Origin of the sequence: Burkholderia sp. 4NA327C6, assembly GCF_005502655.1 — a bacterium.
Taxonomy (GTDB): domain Bacteria; phylum Pseudomonadota; class Gammaproteobacteria; order Burkholderiales; family Burkholderiaceae; genus Burkholderia; species Burkholderia contaminans.
This window is the reverse complement of the sequence record NZ_SCNZ01000058.1, coordinates 31,836-47,073: the sequence shown is the minus strand read 5'-3', so window position 1 is coordinate 47,073 and position 15,238 is coordinate 31,836. Positions and strand designations below refer to the sequence as shown.

Here is a 15,238-nt window from a genome sequence, read left to right as displayed (position 1 = left end):
GAGGTGCCGGAGGTGCCCGAGGTACCGGAAGTACCCGAGGTGCCGGAAGTACCCGACGTACCGGAGGTACCCGAGGTGCCGGAGGTGCCGGAGGTGCCCGAGGTACCGGAAGTACCCGAAGTGCCGGAAGTACCCGACGTACCGGAAGTACCTGACGTACCGGAGGTGCCCGAAGTGCCGGAAGTACCCGAAGTAGTACCCGACGTCCCGGACGAACCCGACGTACCAGAAGACCCCGACGTACCAGAAGACCCCGACGTACCAGACGACCCCGACGTACCAGACGACCCCGACGACCCCGAGGTCCCCGAACTGCCGCCCGACCCGGACGTGCTCGGCTTGATCGTCGGCGGCGTTGTCGGTCCATCGACCGAGCCGCAACCATAGAGTGCGAGCAGCGACGAGACGGCCATCGTTACCGTCGTCTTCTTGAAGAGTTTGTGCATGTTGGCCTCGACATTGGAAGTGTGTCCAAGCCACCACTGCAAATTCCGCGCCACGGCAGTTTTCCCGAAACGGTGTCGCGCTTTATTTCAGAAATCGGGAATATACGTGCGATTTAAACGGAGTACCGGGGCTTTCGCGCGACGGGCACGCAGGGTGCGCAGGCGCGGCGGTTGCGATGTTCCCGCGCGCCGCCGTAACGTGCGGAGTGATGTTACGTAGCGTTCGATATGCGCGGCACGGGCGCGTCGAACCGAGGGCCGCATCTTTGACGAAACGCGCCGGCCCGATGAACATGGCGCGACATCCCCGGCTGCCGGCGACGCCGCAACGACCACGACTCCACACAGGACACGGACATGAGCGAACAGGACAGGGAATACGGCAAGGCGCGACGCATCGACGTGATGGGCGAGGCGTTCGTCGAGCGTGCGATGCGTGACCTCGACGGTTTTTCGCGGCCGCTGCAGAACTGGCTGAACGAGCACGCGTGGGGCAGCACGTGGCAGCGGGGCGGGATCGACCTGAAGACGCGCAGTTTGTGCACTTGCGCGATGCTGGCGGCGCTTGGCCGCAGCACGGAACTGAAGGGTCACGTTCGCGGTGCGCTCAACAACGGCGCGAGCCTCGTCGAGATCCGCGAGGTGTTGCTGCACAGCGCGCTGTACGCGGGCGCGCCGGCCGCGGTCGAGGCGTTCCGCAGCGCGCGGGAGGTGATCTCGGATCTCGGGCTGTCGCTGCCCGACGACGAAACCTGATTCCGCGCCTGTGCCTGCGGCACGGAATCAGGCCCTGCCACACGGTCCCGGCTTACGCGATGCGTGCCGACGGCGCGGCCACGTCGGCCGGCGCAGCGGCGACTTCGAGCACCCAGTCGGCGGTGGCCTCCGGAATCGTGACCGGCAGCATGTGCCCGCCCTCGACGACCTTCAGCCGCACGCGCGCCGATTTCTTCGCGAGCGCTTCGCCGTGCTCGCGCCAGTTCAGGATCGGATCGGCACGGCCGTACAGCACGTCGACCGGCAGCGCGAGGTCAGGGTAGCGGCGTTCCATCGCGGGCAGGTCGACCGGTGCCGACAGCAGGTCGGTCGCCGTTGCGTAAAACACGTGCGGGCGCATCCCGAGCAGTCCACCCCCCTTGACCGGGAAGTCGCGCGGCACGTCTTCCGGCGCGAACACCTGGCGCACGGCCTTGCGGCCGGTCAGGATCGTCAGCGGTATCGCGAAGGTCCACGACACGAAGCGGCGCACCAGCGGCGACGGCAGCATCAGCGGCTTGAACGGCGCCGGCGGCTCGCTCTGCTCGTGCGACAGCGGCGCGATCAGCGCGAGGCGGCTCACGCGGTCCGCATGATTGAGGCCGACCGCGAGCGCGATCGCGCCGCCGAGCGAGTGGCCGACCAGCACCGGCTTGTCGAGCTGCAGCGCGTCGATGAACGCGGCGACCGTGCGGGCCTGCGCGAACACGTTCGCCTGCGAACCCGCGCCGCGCAGCGAGCGGCCGGCACCCGGCCGGTCGATCAGGATCACGCGATGCTGCTGCGCGAGCCGCGCGAGCGGCAGGTACGCGAAATTGCGCAGTTGCCCCGCGAGCCCGTGGACGAACACGATCGGCGGCCCGTTGCCGTATTCGACGTAGTGGATGCGGTCGCTGCCGATGTCGACGAAGCGCCCTTCGGGCGGAAACGCGCGCGTCACGCGGCGGGCCACGTAGCCGGTAAACAGCGCGAGCGCGGCGAGCACCGCGACGACGCCGAGCAGCACGTTCTGGATCAGATGGAGCGTATGGGTCATGTCGGCCTCAACGGGTTTCGAGTGCGGGTTCGGCAACCGGCGACGTCGCGGCCGGCCCGGTTTTCGCGCGGCGTTCGAACTGCATCGCCGAATCGGCGAGTCCGCTGAATTTCAGCGATGCGAGATCGAGCACGTAGTTCTGATGGAACTTCCACGGCTTGCTGTGCCCCTGCTTCGGCAGGATGCCGGCCGCGCGCTGGATGTAGCCCGAGCTCAGGTTGACGGCCGGCACGTTGCCGAGGTCGCCGGTGCCGAGCCGCGGCACGCACGTGTCGTAGCCGTTCGCGCGCATGTGGTTGAGCAGCCGGCACACGTAGCGCGCGATCAGCTCGGCCTTCAGCGTCCACGACGCATTCGTGTAGCCGAACGACGACGCGAGGTTCGGCACGTCGCTGTACATCATGCCCTTGTACGACACGGTGTCCGGCAGGTTGACCGCGCGGCCGTCGACGGTGACGCGCGCACCGCCGAGCATCTTCACCTTCAGGCCGGTCGCGGTGACGATCACGTCCGCGTCGAGCTGCTGGCCGCTTTTCAGCTTGAGGCCGGTCGGCGTGAAGCGCTCGATCTCGTCGGTGACGATCGACGCGCGGCCCGAGCGGATCGCCTTGAACAGGTCGCCGTTCGGCACGAGGCACACGCGCTGGTCCCACGGCATGTAGCGCGGCGTCAGGTGCTTCGCGACGTCGAAGCCGGGGCCGACCTGCTTGCTGGCCGCGCGGATGATGAACTGCTTCGTCCGGTCGGGCTTGCGGCGCGACACGTTGTACAGGTACATCGTCAGCAGTACGTTCTTCACGCGCACGAGCCGGTGCGCGAGCCGCGACGGCAGCACGCGGCGCAACGCGTTCGCGATCCTGTCGCGCGCGGGCAGCGACACGATGTAGGTCGGCGAGCGCTGCAGCATCGTCACGTGCTGCGCATCGGCCGCCATCGACGGCACGAGCGTGACGGCCGTCGCGCCGCTGCCGATCACGACCACGCGCCGGTTCGCGTACGACAGGTCCTTCGGCCAGTGCTGCGGATGCACGAGCTTGCCTTCGAACGTGTCCATCCCGGCCCAGTCGGGCAGGTAGCCGGCGTCGTAGTCGTAATAGCCGCTGCACATGAACAGGAAGCGGCAGGTGTAGACGAGCGAGTCGGTCGCACCGTTTCGCGTGCGCTCGATGCGTACCGTCCAGCGCGCGCGGTTCGAGTCCCAGTCGGCTGCCACCACCTTCTGGCCGTAGCGGATCGTCTTGTCGATGCCGTATGCGCGCGCGGTGTCGCGGATGTAGTCGAGGATCGTCTGGCCGTCCGAGATCGCCTTGTCGCTGTGCCACGGGCGGAAGCTGTAGCCGAGCGTGAACATGTCGGAATCCGAACGGACGCCCGGATAGCGGAACAGGTCCCACGTGCCGCCGATCGCGTCGCGCGCCTCGACGATCGCCACGCTGGCATACGGGCAGCGCTGCTTCAGGTGATACGCCGCGCCGATGCCGGACAGGCCGGCGCCGACGATCAGCACGTCGAGGTCGTTGCTTTCCTGGCGGGCGTCGGGGGCGGGCGGCGCGTCGCGCCGGTCGGTCGTCGTCGAGGTCATGCGGGGTCCTTGGTCGGCGTGGTCGGGAGTGCGGCCGGGGCGTGCGCGCGTTCTCCCACAGGGACTTCCTTCGGTCGAAGGTTACGGGCACGGGCGCGGCGCACGTGGCGCAGCATCAGCCACTGGTAGCCGGCGCCGAGCAGGCGCGCGATCCGGTCGAGCCGGCGCGCGTCGGCGCCGACGAGCACGCGGCGCGCATTGCGCTCGACCCCCGCGAGGATCTGCCGCGCGGCGTCGTCGGCCGTCGTCGCGTTGATCAGGCGGTTGGCCTGGCGGCGATGGGTCGCTTCGTCCTGGCCGGTGAGCGCATGGATGCTGGTATCGACGCGGCCTGCGTCGACGATATTCGTCGCGACGCCGCCCGGATGCACGCAGGTCGCGCTCACCGGCGCACCGTCGAGTTCGAGCTCCATCCGCAGCGCCTCGGTAAAGCCGCGCACCGCGAACTTGGTCGCGTTGTACGCGCTTTGGGTGGGCATCGCGACGAGGCCGAACAGGCTCGACGTGTTGACGATGTGCCCGTCGCCCGACGCGCGCAGATGCGGCAGGAACGCCTGCGTGCCGTGCACGACGCCCCAGAAATTGATGCCGACGATCCATTCGAGATCGGCGATGCGCGCGGTCTCGGCGCTGGCGGCCAGCGACACGCCCGCGTTGTTGAAGACCAGGTTGACCTTGCCGTGCTCGGCCCGCACGAAATCGGCCCACGCGAACACCGCATCGCGGTCGGCGACGTCGAGCCGCCGCGTGCTCACGCGCACGCCGTGCTGCGCGCAGGCGGCCGCCGTGCCGGCGAGCCCGACGTCGTTGACGTCGGCGAGTGCGACCTCGCAGCCGCGCCGCGCGAGCTCGACCGCGAGGCTGCGGCCCATGCCCGAACCGGCGCCCGTGATCGCGGCAACCTTGCCGGAAAACCCCTTCATCCGTCGTTCCTCCCGTTCCGCTTGCGCTGTACCGGCGGCGCATCTATTGTGGTGTTGTTCGTCACCACTTTAGTTTTCGGGTGTCCTGATGTCAAATAGCGGAATGGAGAAAGCACTCGAAACGGAAAAAACGGAAAAAAGGGGCCGGTCGTATGGTGGCGTGGCGCCCGAGGTGCGGGCCGCGGAGCGGCGCGACGCGCTGATTCGCGCGGCGACGCGCGTGTTCGGCACGGTCGGGTTCCGCAAGGCGACCGTGCGGTCGATCTGCCAGGAAGCGAAGCTGAACGATCGCTATTTTTATGCGGCGTTCGACAGCACCGAGGATTTGCTGCGCTGCACCTACCTGCATCATGCGCAGCAGCTGCACGACGCGGTCGGGCGGGCGGTGGCCGAGCGCGGCGGCGACCTGCGCGAGAGCGTCGACGCGGGGCTCGCCGCATTCTTCGCGTTCCTGCGCGATCCGTGCGCGGCGCGCGTGCTGCTGCTCGAGGTGATGGGCGTGAGCGCGGACACCGACATGACCTACCAGCGCATGCTGATCGACTTCGGCAAGCTGATCATGGCGATCGGCGCGCCGCGCGAAGCGGCGACGCCTGCGGAGCGCACCGAGCAGCGGCTGATCGGGCTCGCGCTCGTCGGCGCGATGACGAACGTCGGCGCGGCGTGGCTGCTCACCGACTATCGCGATCCGGAGGCGCAGATGGTCGCGAGTTGCAGGAAGGTGCTGCTGGGGACGTTGCGGGAGGCGGGGTAGATCAGCGGGAGCGGGGCCGGTTACCCGCGACCATGTATGGCCGACAATCAATAACAAGGAACCTATGCAAGCACGAAACCGATGGTTGCGCCGCATGACGTCGGCGGGGATGGCTGTGTCTGTCCTGGGGCTGACGGGCTGCGGCTGCTGGCCGTTCAGCGAGTCCACGACTTCTGAAACCGTGTGGAAGTCGCAGACTTTCGCGGCGAAATTCAAGAACCTGGATCAGGAAGGAGATCGATGCCGCGACGCGGTCTACACGCGACACCTCAAGGAAGCCATTGCGGCTTGCAAGGGCGGGGAATTTGAAAAGATCCGCAACGTCATCACTGGGGAACCCGTGAAGCTCAGCCTGGCCAAGGCGACCTGCGAAGAGGCGCAGGTCGAACTGGATCATGGCCTGCCCACCGCGATCGACCAGCGGATCTTCAATCTGAAGCCGCTGCCCGACGAGTACGAGGCATGCATGGCCGAGAGCGGATTCAAGCGCGAAGAGGTCGAGAAGAAGTCGTGCTACGTCAAGTTCATGTGATGGGCTGGCTGCCTGGCGAGACTGGCGTCGGACCATGGCAGCGGCGACGCGGAACTTGCCTTCATGGCGGTCGGATCATGCGACGCGCATGACGAGATGCTTCCTCGTCCCGCCGCGCCGTATTCTTCGGCTGAGCCGGGCTTGAGCACTTCGTCACCCACGCCCCGCCGTCTCCCCGATCCTCGCCTTCATCGCCTCGACGAACGCCCGCACTTTCAGCGAAGGCAACCGCGTCGACGGATACACCGCGTGAATCCCGGCCGGCGCCGAGCGCCACGCGGGCAGCAGCCGCACGAGCCGGCCGGCTGCGACATCGTCGGCGGTCGAGAAATCCGTCAGCAGCCCGAAGCCGCCGCCCGCGAGCACGATCGCGCGGCACGCGGTGGCGGTGTTCGACACGACCTGCGCGACACAGCGCACGGAAGCGGTGTCGCCTTTCTCGTCTTCGAGTTCGACCGTATGCGGGCGCGGCAGTGTCGACAGCATCACGAACGGCAGCGCGGCGAGCGCATCCGGATCTTGCGGCCGCCCGTGGCGCGCGACGAACGCGGGGCTCGCCACCAGCCATTTCTCGTACGTGCCGAGCTGCACCGCCCGATAGTTCGAATCGGCGAGGCGGCCGATGCGGATCGCGACGTCGAGGTTGTCCGCGACGAGATCGACCACGCGGTCGTTCGCGACGAGTTCGACGTCGAGCCCCGGATGCCGGTCGCGCAACGCGACCACGGCAGGCGCGACCACCAGCGCACCGTAGTCGATCGGCACGCTCACGCGCAGCGTGCCCCGCAGCGGCCCCGCATCGGACGACACCGCGTCGAGCGCGCTTTCGGCGGCGCGCACGATGTCGCGGCACGCGTCGTAGAACGCCCGCCCCGCATCGGTCACGCTCAGCCGCCGCGTGGTGCGCACCAGCAGGTTCGCGCCGACCTCGGATTCGAGGCGCTGCATGTGCGTGCTGACGACCGTCTTCGCCAGGCCGAGCCGCTCGGCCGCGGCTGTCAGCGAGCCGGCGTCGACCACCGCGACGAAGATCGCCAGCCGGTTCAGGTTCACGTCGCGCAGATCGGCCATCGTCGATTGTCCTATGGGAAAGGATAATGTTTCCGCGATTATCCGTCTTCTGGTGACGAACGGCGAGCGTTACGCTGCAGTCGTTCGTCGCCGATCCCCGGCGGCGCGAGAGTCAGGAGCGTTTCCATGTCTGCCGCCAACAAGCCTGCTTCACCGATTCGTGTCTATTCATTCCTGCTCTCGGGGCACGCCCATCGCGTCCGGTTGTTCGTGTCGCTGCTCGGCCTGCCGTCCGAGACCGTCGATGTCGATCTGGCGGCCGGCGCGCAGCACGAACCGGCGTTCCTCGCGCTCAATCCGCTCGGGCAGGTGCCCGTGATCGACGACGGCGGCACGGTGATCGCCGATTCGAACGCAATCCTCGTGTATCTCGCGAAGCGCTACGGCGACGCGCACTGGCTGCCCGACGATCCGGCTGGCGCGGCGCTCGTGCAGCGCTGGCTGTCGTATGCGGCGGGGCCGATCGCATCGGGGCCGGCTGCCGCGCGGCTCGTGACCGTATTCGGCGCGAAGCTCGACCAGGAGACCGCCAAGCGCACCGCCGCGAAGGTGCTCGACGTGATCGACCGCGAGCTGGCCGGCAAGCCGTTTGCGGCCGGCGCGCAGCCGACGATCGCCGATATCGCCGCTTACTCGTACATCGCGCATGCGCCGGAGGGCGGCGTGTCGCTCGAACCGTATCCGCACGTGCGTGCGTGGCTGGCGCGCATCGAGGCGCTGCCGGGCTTCGTCGCGATGCCGACGACGCGCGCGGGCCTGCTCGCCGCGTAACGCCCACCGAAGCCGGGCCTGCCCAGGGAGAACGTGATGAACACCCCGACCGCCGTCGTACCGGGCTGGGAACTCGACGCTACGCCGTTTCACGCGGGCGAGCTCGCCGTGCAGCAGCGCGCGGGCGTGACGGAGGCCGCGGGTTCGGCTGGCCGGCGCGGGATCCGGCGCTTCATGCCGGACCAGCACCGGACGTTTTTCGCGCAACTGCCGTTCTTCGTGCTCGGCGGCGTCGATGCGCACGGCCAGCCGTGGGCGACGCTGCGGGCCGGCGCGCCGGGGTTCGTGACGTCGTCCGACGCGCGCACGCTGCGCATCGCGGCGCGCGCGCTGCCGGGCGATCCGCTGGCCGGCGCGTGGCAGCCGGGTGCGCCGCTCGGCGGGCTCGGGATTGAATTCGATACGCGGCGGCGCAATCGCGTCAACGGCGTCGTGCGCGCGGTGGACGGCGATGCGCTGACGATCGCGGTCGAGCAGAGCTTCGGCAACTGTGCGAAGTACATCCAGGGGCGCACGCCGACGTTCGTCGCGCGGGAAGCCGATGCGTATGCCGAGCCGGACGTGTCGGATGCGTTGAACGACGCCGATCGCGCGCTGCTGGCGCAGGCCGATACGTTCTTCGTCGCGAGCGCGAACACGTCGGCGGATGCGGGCGCCGCGCGCGGCGCGGACGTGTCGCATCGCGGCGGGATGCCGGGCTTCGTGCGTGTCGACGATGCACGCACGCTGACGACGCCGGATTTCAGCGGCAACCGCTTCTTCAACACGCTCGGCAATCTGCAGCACGATCCGCGCGCGGGGCTGCTGTTCGTCGATTTCGACAACGGCGACCTGCTGTACGTGGCCGCGCGCGCCGAGATCGTGTGGGACGGGCCGCTCGTCGCGTCGTTCGACGGCGCGCAGCGCGTCGTGCGGTTCCATGTGCGGGAGGTGCGGCGCATGCGCGCGGTGCTGCCGTTCCGGTGGTCGACGGTCGAACGTGCGCCGCAGTTCGCGGCGATGGCGGCAGGTGCGGGCTCAAATGCAGCCGCAGGGGCAGGCGTGGTGGTATCGTCCGCATCCGCATCCGCATCCGCATCCGCATCCGCATCCGCATCCGCATCCGCATCCGCATCCGCATCCGCATCCGCATCCGCATCGACGTCGGCACCCGCATGGCGCTCACTGCGCGTTGTGAAGATCGTCGATGAAGCGCGCGCGATCCGCTCGTTCCATTTCGAACTGGCGGACGGCGGCGCACTGCCTGCCTACGAAGCAGGGCAGCACCTGACGCTGCGCATCCCGCTGCCGGGCAGCGATGCGCCGGCGATCCGCAGCTACACGCTCTCCGATGCGCCGGGCGGCGCGCACTATCGAATCACCGTGAAGCGCGAAGGGCGCGTCTCGGCGTGGCTGCACGAGCACGCGCACGCGGGCATGACGCTCGACGCGCAGATGCCGCGCGGCCGCTTCTCGTTCGATCTCGCGAGCCCGCGCCCGGCCGTGCTCGTGTCGGCCGGTATCGGCATCACGCCGATGATCGCGATGCTGCGCCGTGCGCTGGCCGACGCGCCATCTTCGCGCCGCGTGGTGTTCGTACACGGTGCGCGTGAAGCAGCCGATCGTCCGTTCGCCGAGGAACTGGCACGCGCCGCGGCGACCGACGCGCGCTTGTCGCTTCACTGGTTCGACAGTCATCCTCACGAAGGCTCGGCAGCGAATGCGGGCCGCATCGACGTCGCGCAGCTGAAGCGGATCCTTTCGTTCGACGATTACGATTTCTACCTCTGCGGGCCGTCGGCGTTCATGCGCGACTTGTACGACGGATTGCGCGCGCTGAACGTGCCGGACGAACGCATCCGTTTCGAGGCGTTCGGGCCGTCGAGCGTGGCACGCAGCGCGACCCGCACGTCTGCCACGCCGGCGGCGGCGAGCGTGCCGGTCGTCTTCCGGCGCACCGGCCGCGAAGCCGCGTGGACGCCAGCCGACGGCTCTTTGCTCGAATTCGCGGAAGGGCAGCGCGTGGACGTGCCGTCCGAATGCCGTTCCGGGTCGTGCGGCACGTGCGCGACGCGCGTGCTGTCCGGCGCGGTCGACTACGAGCAGGCGCCCGATGCACAGGTCGAACCCGGTTGCGCGCTGCTGTGCGTCGCGCGGCCCGCGAAAGGGACGGAACCGCTCGTGCTCGACTGCTGACGCACGCATGCGACATGCCGCCGCAGACGGCCTGCTGCGCGAAATGCGCGCACAACTGCTTCTTTTTTCGGATGCCGGTTGGATCGACGATAGCGTCAACCGATAGATGAAAGGAGCGCAATCATGAAACTGCTCGGCATGATCAAACTGGTCCTGTGGAGTTTCTTCGGCGTACGCAACAGCAAGGCGCACGCGGCCGATCTCGCCAACGTCAACTTCACGCTGCTGCCGTTCGTGGCGATCATCCTCGCGGTGCTCGTCGGCGCGGTCATCTACGGCGTCGTGCACCTGGTCGTCGATCCGACCGTGACGATGCAGGGGTTCTGAGCAGACGGCCGATGAATCGCGAGCGGGCGAACGTTCCCGCTCCGGTTGCCGGCCGTATGACCGGCGCGTAACGGCGCGTAGCGGCGCCGCTCATCGAAGCGGGCGCGCACGACGCAAGTCACGCGCCCATCGGCACCGTCGTCGTGCCGCGCGAATCGCGCTGTCCCCATTCCCGCCTTCCCCGCCTCCCGTTTCGCCCGATTCCCGGGCGGTCAGCCCCGCCCGGGGTAAAATGCGCGCCGCGCCGCGATGTCGCGCGCGACGGGCACGCCGCCGTTCCAGCGAACGGTGCGCGCCAATGCGTCGCGTCCGCACCGAGGCGTTCGAAGCGTCCCCCCGCATGACAAGACTGCGCGATGCAGCCGGCCGCCCGACACGCCCCCGACGAACCCGTCGACGGCCGCGTCGGTGCCCGGTGCGTCACCTGAATCCGATGTCCCATCCTGCGCCTTCCCGACCGAGCGGCCCGCGTGCGTGCCGCATCGTCCGGTTCGTCTGATGAATGTCGCGCGCGGGCACGCTTCGCAGCTTCGTAACGGGTTTCGACAGGGTCGAGTGGCGAGTTTTCCATCCAGAACAATGACGGTGAATAGAACAACAGCGTCGCCCGCACGGCGGCGGCGCGCGAAGGTCGGGCTTGGCGTCGGTCTCGGCATCACGCTTTTCGCGGCCCAGGCCGCCGCGGCGCAGGGCGACACGCCGGCGCCGGACACGGAGGCGGCCGGCAGCGCGACGCTGCCGACGATCACGGTGAGCGGCGAGCGCGGCAATGCGCTGCGCGTACGCAACGCGTCGGTCGCGGGGCTCGACGACACGCCGCTGCGCGACACGCCGGCGTCGGTGAGCGTCGTCACGCGCGCGCAACTCGACGACCAGCAGGCGAAGCGGTTGAGCGACGTCGTGCGCAATGACGCGTCGGTCGTCAACGACTATGCGCCGGTCGGTTATTTCGAGGGCTTCGCGATTCGCGGTTTCCCGGTCGATCTCGCGAGCGCGATCCGGATCGACGGGCTGACCGTGTCCGGCGAGCAGAACGTGCCGCTCGAGAACAAGGAGCGCGTCGAGATCCTGAAGGGGCTTGCCGGCATCGACAGCGGCGTCGTCGCGCCGGGCGGCGTGATCAACTTCGTGACGAAGCGCTCGGCGAACGTCGCGAGCGTGACGGGTGGCGTCGACAGCCGCGGCTCGACGTCGGCGGCCGTCGATCTCGGCCGCCGCTTCGGTCCCGACAATCAGTTCGGGTTCCGGATCAATGCCGCGAAGGAGAACATGCACTCGTACATCGACGGCACGAACGGACGGCGCACGTTCGGCTCGATCGCCGCCGACTGGGACATCAGCCCGCGTGCGAGCCTGCAGCTCAACGCCGAATTCCAGCAGTGGATCCAGCGCTCCGCCCCCGGCTATCAGCTGCTCGGCGGCACCGTCGTGCCGTCGGTCAAGACGACGTCGAAGGCGCTCGGCGCGCAGCCGTGGGCGAAACCGGTGACGACCGACGCGCTGAACCTGAACGCGCGCTTCGACTACCAGTTCAACGACGACTGGAAGGCCTACATCGCTGCCGGCCGCAGCCGCACGATGATCGACGACAACAGCGCGTTCGCGTACGGCTGCTCGTATGCGGCGAGCTGCACGGCCGGTGCGACGTCGCCGTTCTTCTTCGGCGCGAACGGCGACTACGACGTGTACGACTTCCGCAGCCCCGGCGAATATCGTCGCAACGACGACCTGCGCGCGGTCACGACCGGCAAGTTCGCCACGGGCCCGCTGCGGCACGAGCTGACGCTCGGCGTGAGCGCGCAGCGCCGCGTCGTGAGCATGGCCGACGCCGTGTACGACTACGTGGGCAGCGAGAACATCTACGGGCCCGACACGACGTTCTCGCCGTCGCCGAATTCGCCCGGCCCGTCGTATCCGCGCCTCGATGCGTGGCAGTACGGCGTGTTCGGGCTCGACCGCATCAGTATCGGCGAACACTGGCAGGTGCTCGCGGGCGGCAAGGAAGTGCTGCTGCGCCAGCGCAGCTGGAGCAGCCTCGACGGCGACGCGACGCATACCGACCGCTCGGTGTTCCTGCCGCAGGTGGCGCTCGTCTACAAGCCGGTGAACGTGCTGTCGCTGTACGCGTCGTACAGCAAGGCGCTGTCGCTCGGCGACCAGGCGCCCGTGCGTGCAACCAACGCGTATGCGTTCCTGCCGCCGGTCGAATCGCACCAGTTCGAGGTCGGCGCAAAATACGACTGGCTCGACCGGCTGAGCCTCACGGCCGCCGTGTTCTCGATCAGCAAGCCGTTCCAGTTCGCCGACCCGGACGCATCGGGCACGAGTTACACGTTCGTGCAGCGCGGCACGCAGCGGCACCAGGGGATCGAGCTCGGCGCGGCCGGGCGCGTGACCGAGCGCCTGGGGCTGACGGCCAGCGTCGCGGCGATTCGTGCGCGTGCGTACGATTCAGGTTCGCCGGCGTACGAAGGGCACCAGATCATCAACGTGCCGGCGCTGCGCGCGACGGTGTATGCGGATTACGCGGTGCCGGGCGTCGCGGGGCTGAACGTGCTGGGCGGCGTCGAGTACAGCGCGGCCCGCAATGCGAACGAGGAGGGCACCGCGCGCGTGCCGTCGTGGTTCGTGTTCAATCTCGGCGCGCGCTATACGACGAAGATCGGCGGCCATCGCGCGGTGCTGCGCGTGTCGGTGGACAACCTGTTCAACAAGTTCTACTGGCGCGACGCGGGCGAGCAGCAGGGCGATGCGTACCTGTTCCCGGGTGCGCCGCGCACTGCGCGCGTGTCGTTGACCTATGATTTCTGATCGTCCGGAACCGGCCGCGTGATGTGCGGCCCCGGCGGCTAACCTGGAGAGCACAGACGATGTCCCCACTCGAAATCGCCGGCGTGATCGTCAGCGCGCTCGCGATCTGGCTGACCGCGAAGCGGCGCATGCTGTGCTGGCCGGTCGGGCTCGTGTCGGTCGCGCTGTACGGCTGGATCTTCTTCGACGCGAAGCTGTATTCGGACATGCTGCTGCAGGGTGCGTTCGCGGTGCTGCAGGTGTACGGCTGGCAGCGCTGGCTCGCGCAGCGTGCGAGCGAGGCCAATGGCGGCGCGGCACCGGCGGGGGATGTCGCACCCGTCACGGGCGTTCGGCCGATGCAGATGCTGCCCGACCTGATCGCGGCCGTCGTCGGCAGCGCGCTGCTCGGCGGCATGATGGCGCGCTGGACCGATGCCGCACTGCCGTTCGTCGATGCGTCGCTGACCGCGTTCAGCCTCGTCGCGCAATACTGGACCGCGCGGCGCTACATCGCGTCGTGGGGGCTGTGGATCGTCGTGAACGTCGTGTACGTCGGGATGTTCGTGTTCAAGGAACTGTATCTGACGGCCGGACTCTATGCGCTGTTCATCGGGCTGGCCGTCGTCGGCTGGCGCGACTGGAGCCGCACGGCCGCGGCGCTGCGCGCGGCGGCCGGCGGTGCGCTGGCAACAGGCGGCGGCGCGCGCTGATTCACGCGCCGATTCGGATTCAACCACGGAGCAACGTCGTTCATGTCATTCCCACTCGAGCCGGACGGATCCCTGTCGCGTGACGTCGCGCCGCCGCAATTCGGTGTCGACGGCGAACAGGCCGAGCGCGACTGGCCGCTGATGACACACGACGAGGTGGCGGCGGTGATCGCACGGATCGACGGCGCCGGCGAGCCGGCGCGGCTCACATGGCACAGCCCGCGGCAGTTCGCGGCGGCCGTCCTGGTCCAGATGACGGACGGGCGAGGGCTGTTCGTCAAGCGTCATCACGTGAGCCTGCGCGATGTGGAAGGGCTCGAGGAAGAGCATCGCTTCATCGCGCATCTTCGCGAACGCGGGATGCCCGTGGTGGATATTCTTGCCGACCGCGACGGCGCGACCGCATTCGCGTCCGGCGACTGGACCTACGAAGTGCACGTGCGCGCGCCCGGCGTCGACCCGTATCGCGGCGTGATGTCGTGGCAGCCGTTTACGCATGCTTCGCACGCGTACGCGGCCGGCCGCGCGCTGGCGGAGCTGCATCGCGCGTCGGCCGGCTACGATGCGCCGGCGCGGCCCGTGCGGACCCTACTGTCGAGCTTTCGCGTGCTGTCGTCCGCCGATCTGGCGGGCGCGCTCGAACGCTGGGTCGACGCGCAGCCGCTGCTCGTGCGCGCGCTCGGTGCGCGCGACTGGCGCGGCGACGTGGCCGACGCGATCGGCCCGTATCACGCACGCCTCGTTCCGTTGCTGCCCGCGCTTACGCCGTTGTGGACACACGGCGACTGGCATGCGTCGAACCTGTTGTGGACCGAGGCAGGACCTGGCGCGCAGGTGCGGACCGTGCTGGATTTCGGGCTGTCGGATCGCACCTGTGCGGTGATGGATCTCGCACTCGCGATCGAGCGCAATACGGTCGACTGGATGGCGCCGGCCGATGCACGGCGCGTCGAGTACGCACAGATCGACGCACTGCTCGACGGCTACGAATCGCTCGAACCGCTGAGCGACGAAGCCTACGCGGCGCTGGTCGCACTGCTGCCGATCGTGCATACGGAGTTCGCGCTGTCGGAAGTCGCTTATTTCGGCTGCATCATCGATGCGCCGGCCATTGTCGACATAGCGTACGACGGTTACCTGTTCGGTCACGCTCGCTGGTTCGGCGAGCGCGACGGGCGGCAATTGCTCGACTGGCTCTTGCAGCGACGGCGCGCGAAGCAAGGGGCTGTCTGATCCTCGAGAACCCCCTGATAGCTTCGATTTCGCTCGAATCATTATCGATTTGAAAATCGGAATCTTGCCGGATAGATTCGATGGGTCCCCGCACGAAAGCGCTGGATATGTGGGGTTAAACGCAAGCGC

The 15,238-nt window shown here is 68.5% G+C and carries 13 protein-coding genes and 1 pseudogene; 9 read left to right on the top strand and 5 right to left on the bottom strand.

Translation table 11 applies throughout. The annotated features are described in order from the left end of the window. Nucleotides 1-446, bottom strand: a pseudogene (locus FFS49_RS36395) (hypothetical protein); the annotation flags it as partial. A 357-nt stretch (nt 447-803) separates the two neighbouring features. On the opposite strand from FFS49_RS36395, the gene FFS49_RS36390 reads away from it, so the two are divergent. Continuing rightward, nucleotides 804-1,202 (top strand): carboxymuconolactone decarboxylase family protein, encoded by a 399-nt coding sequence (locus FFS49_RS36390; protein ID WP_137910285.1) that lies wholly within the window; start codon nt 804-806, stop codon nt 1,200-1,202. Nucleotides 1,203-1,254: 52 nt separating this feature from the next. On the opposite strand, the gene FFS49_RS36385 is transcribed toward FFS49_RS36390, so the two are convergent. From FFS49_RS36385 to FFS49_RS36375, 3 genes are read right to left on the bottom strand one after another with little or no spacing between them, the layout of a single operon-like run. Next, the gene (locus FFS49_RS36385) at nt 1,255-2,238 is read right to left on the bottom strand and encodes an alpha/beta hydrolase (RefSeq protein ID WP_137910284.1); all 984 of its coding nucleotides are present in this window, start codon (nt 2,236-2,238) and stop codon (nt 1,255-1,257) included. Between the two features lie 7 nt (nt 2,239-2,245). Further along, nucleotides 2,246-3,820 (bottom strand): NAD(P)/FAD-dependent oxidoreductase, encoded by a 1,575-nt coding sequence (locus FFS49_RS36380; RefSeq protein WP_137910283.1) that lies wholly within the window; start codon nt 3,818-3,820, stop codon nt 2,246-2,248. Beyond that, a complete protein-coding gene (locus tag FFS49_RS36375) occupies nt 3,817-4,743 on the bottom strand; it encodes an SDR family NAD(P)-dependent oxidoreductase (RefSeq protein ID WP_137910282.1) in 927 nt (308 codons plus the stop codon). The genes FFS49_RS36380 and FFS49_RS36375 overlap by 4 nt, the downstream gene beginning before the upstream one ends. Before the next feature lie 103 nt (nt 4,744-4,846). Here FFS49_RS36375 and FFS49_RS36370 point away from each other — a divergent pair, with 103 nt between their 5' ends. Together FFS49_RS36370 and FFS49_RS36365 are read left to right on the top strand one after the other, a co-directional pair. Beyond that, a complete protein-coding gene (locus tag FFS49_RS36370) occupies nt 4,847-5,497 on the top strand; it encodes a TetR/AcrR family transcriptional regulator (protein WP_224755898.1) in 651 nt (216 codons plus the stop codon). 64 nt (nt 5,498-5,561) lie between these two features. Beyond that, nucleotides 5,562-6,029, top strand: a complete 468-nt coding sequence (locus FFS49_RS36365; RefSeq protein ID WP_137910280.1) for a hypothetical protein — start codon at nt 5,562-5,564, stop codon at nt 6,027-6,029. 153 nt (nt 6,030-6,182) lie between these two features. Here FFS49_RS36365 and FFS49_RS36360 read toward each other — a convergent pair whose 3' ends face one another. Beyond that, nucleotides 6,183-7,100 (bottom strand): LysR family transcriptional regulator, encoded by a 918-nt coding sequence (locus tag FFS49_RS36360; protein WP_137910279.1) that lies wholly within the window; start codon nt 7,098-7,100, stop codon nt 6,183-6,185. 126 nt (nt 7,101-7,226) lie between these two features. Here FFS49_RS36360 and FFS49_RS36355 point away from each other — a divergent pair, with 126 nt between their 5' ends. From FFS49_RS36355 to FFS49_RS36330, 6 genes are all read left to right on the top strand, one after another. Next, nucleotides 7,227-7,871, top strand: coding sequence for a glutathione S-transferase (locus FFS49_RS36355; RefSeq protein WP_137910278.1), 645 nt, complete (start codon nt 7,227-7,229; stop codon nt 7,869-7,871). Between the two features lie 36 nt (nt 7,872-7,907). After that, nucleotides 7,908-10,046: a pyridoxamine 5'-phosphate oxidase family protein gene (locus FFS49_RS36350; RefSeq protein WP_137910277.1), complete on the top strand. Its 2,139-nt coding sequence runs from the start codon at nt 7,908-7,910 to the stop codon at nt 10,044-10,046. 123 nt (nt 10,047-10,169) lie between these two features. Next, nucleotides 10,170-10,373: a DUF2970 domain-containing protein gene (locus FFS49_RS36345; RefSeq protein WP_046549365.1), complete on the top strand. Its 204-nt coding sequence runs from the start codon at nt 10,170-10,172 to the stop codon at nt 10,371-10,373. A gap of 579 nt (nt 10,374-10,952) precedes the next feature. Further along, the gene (locus tag FFS49_RS36340) at nt 10,953-13,184 is read left to right on the top strand and encodes a TonB-dependent siderophore receptor (protein ID WP_137910276.1); all 2,232 of its coding nucleotides are present in this window, start codon (nt 10,953-10,955) and stop codon (nt 13,182-13,184) included. Nucleotides 13,185-13,243: 59 nt separating this feature from the next. Continuing rightward, nucleotides 13,244-13,876, top strand: coding sequence for a nicotinamide riboside transporter PnuC (gene pnuC / locus FFS49_RS36335; protein WP_071333045.1), 633 nt, complete (start codon nt 13,244-13,246; stop codon nt 13,874-13,876). 42 nt (nt 13,877-13,918) lie between these two features. Further along, nucleotides 13,919-15,109 (top strand): phosphotransferase, encoded by a 1,191-nt coding sequence (locus FFS49_RS36330; RefSeq protein ID WP_137910275.1) that lies wholly within the window; start codon nt 13,919-13,921, stop codon nt 15,107-15,109. The last annotated feature ends 129 nt before the right edge of the window (nt 15,110-15,238 follow it).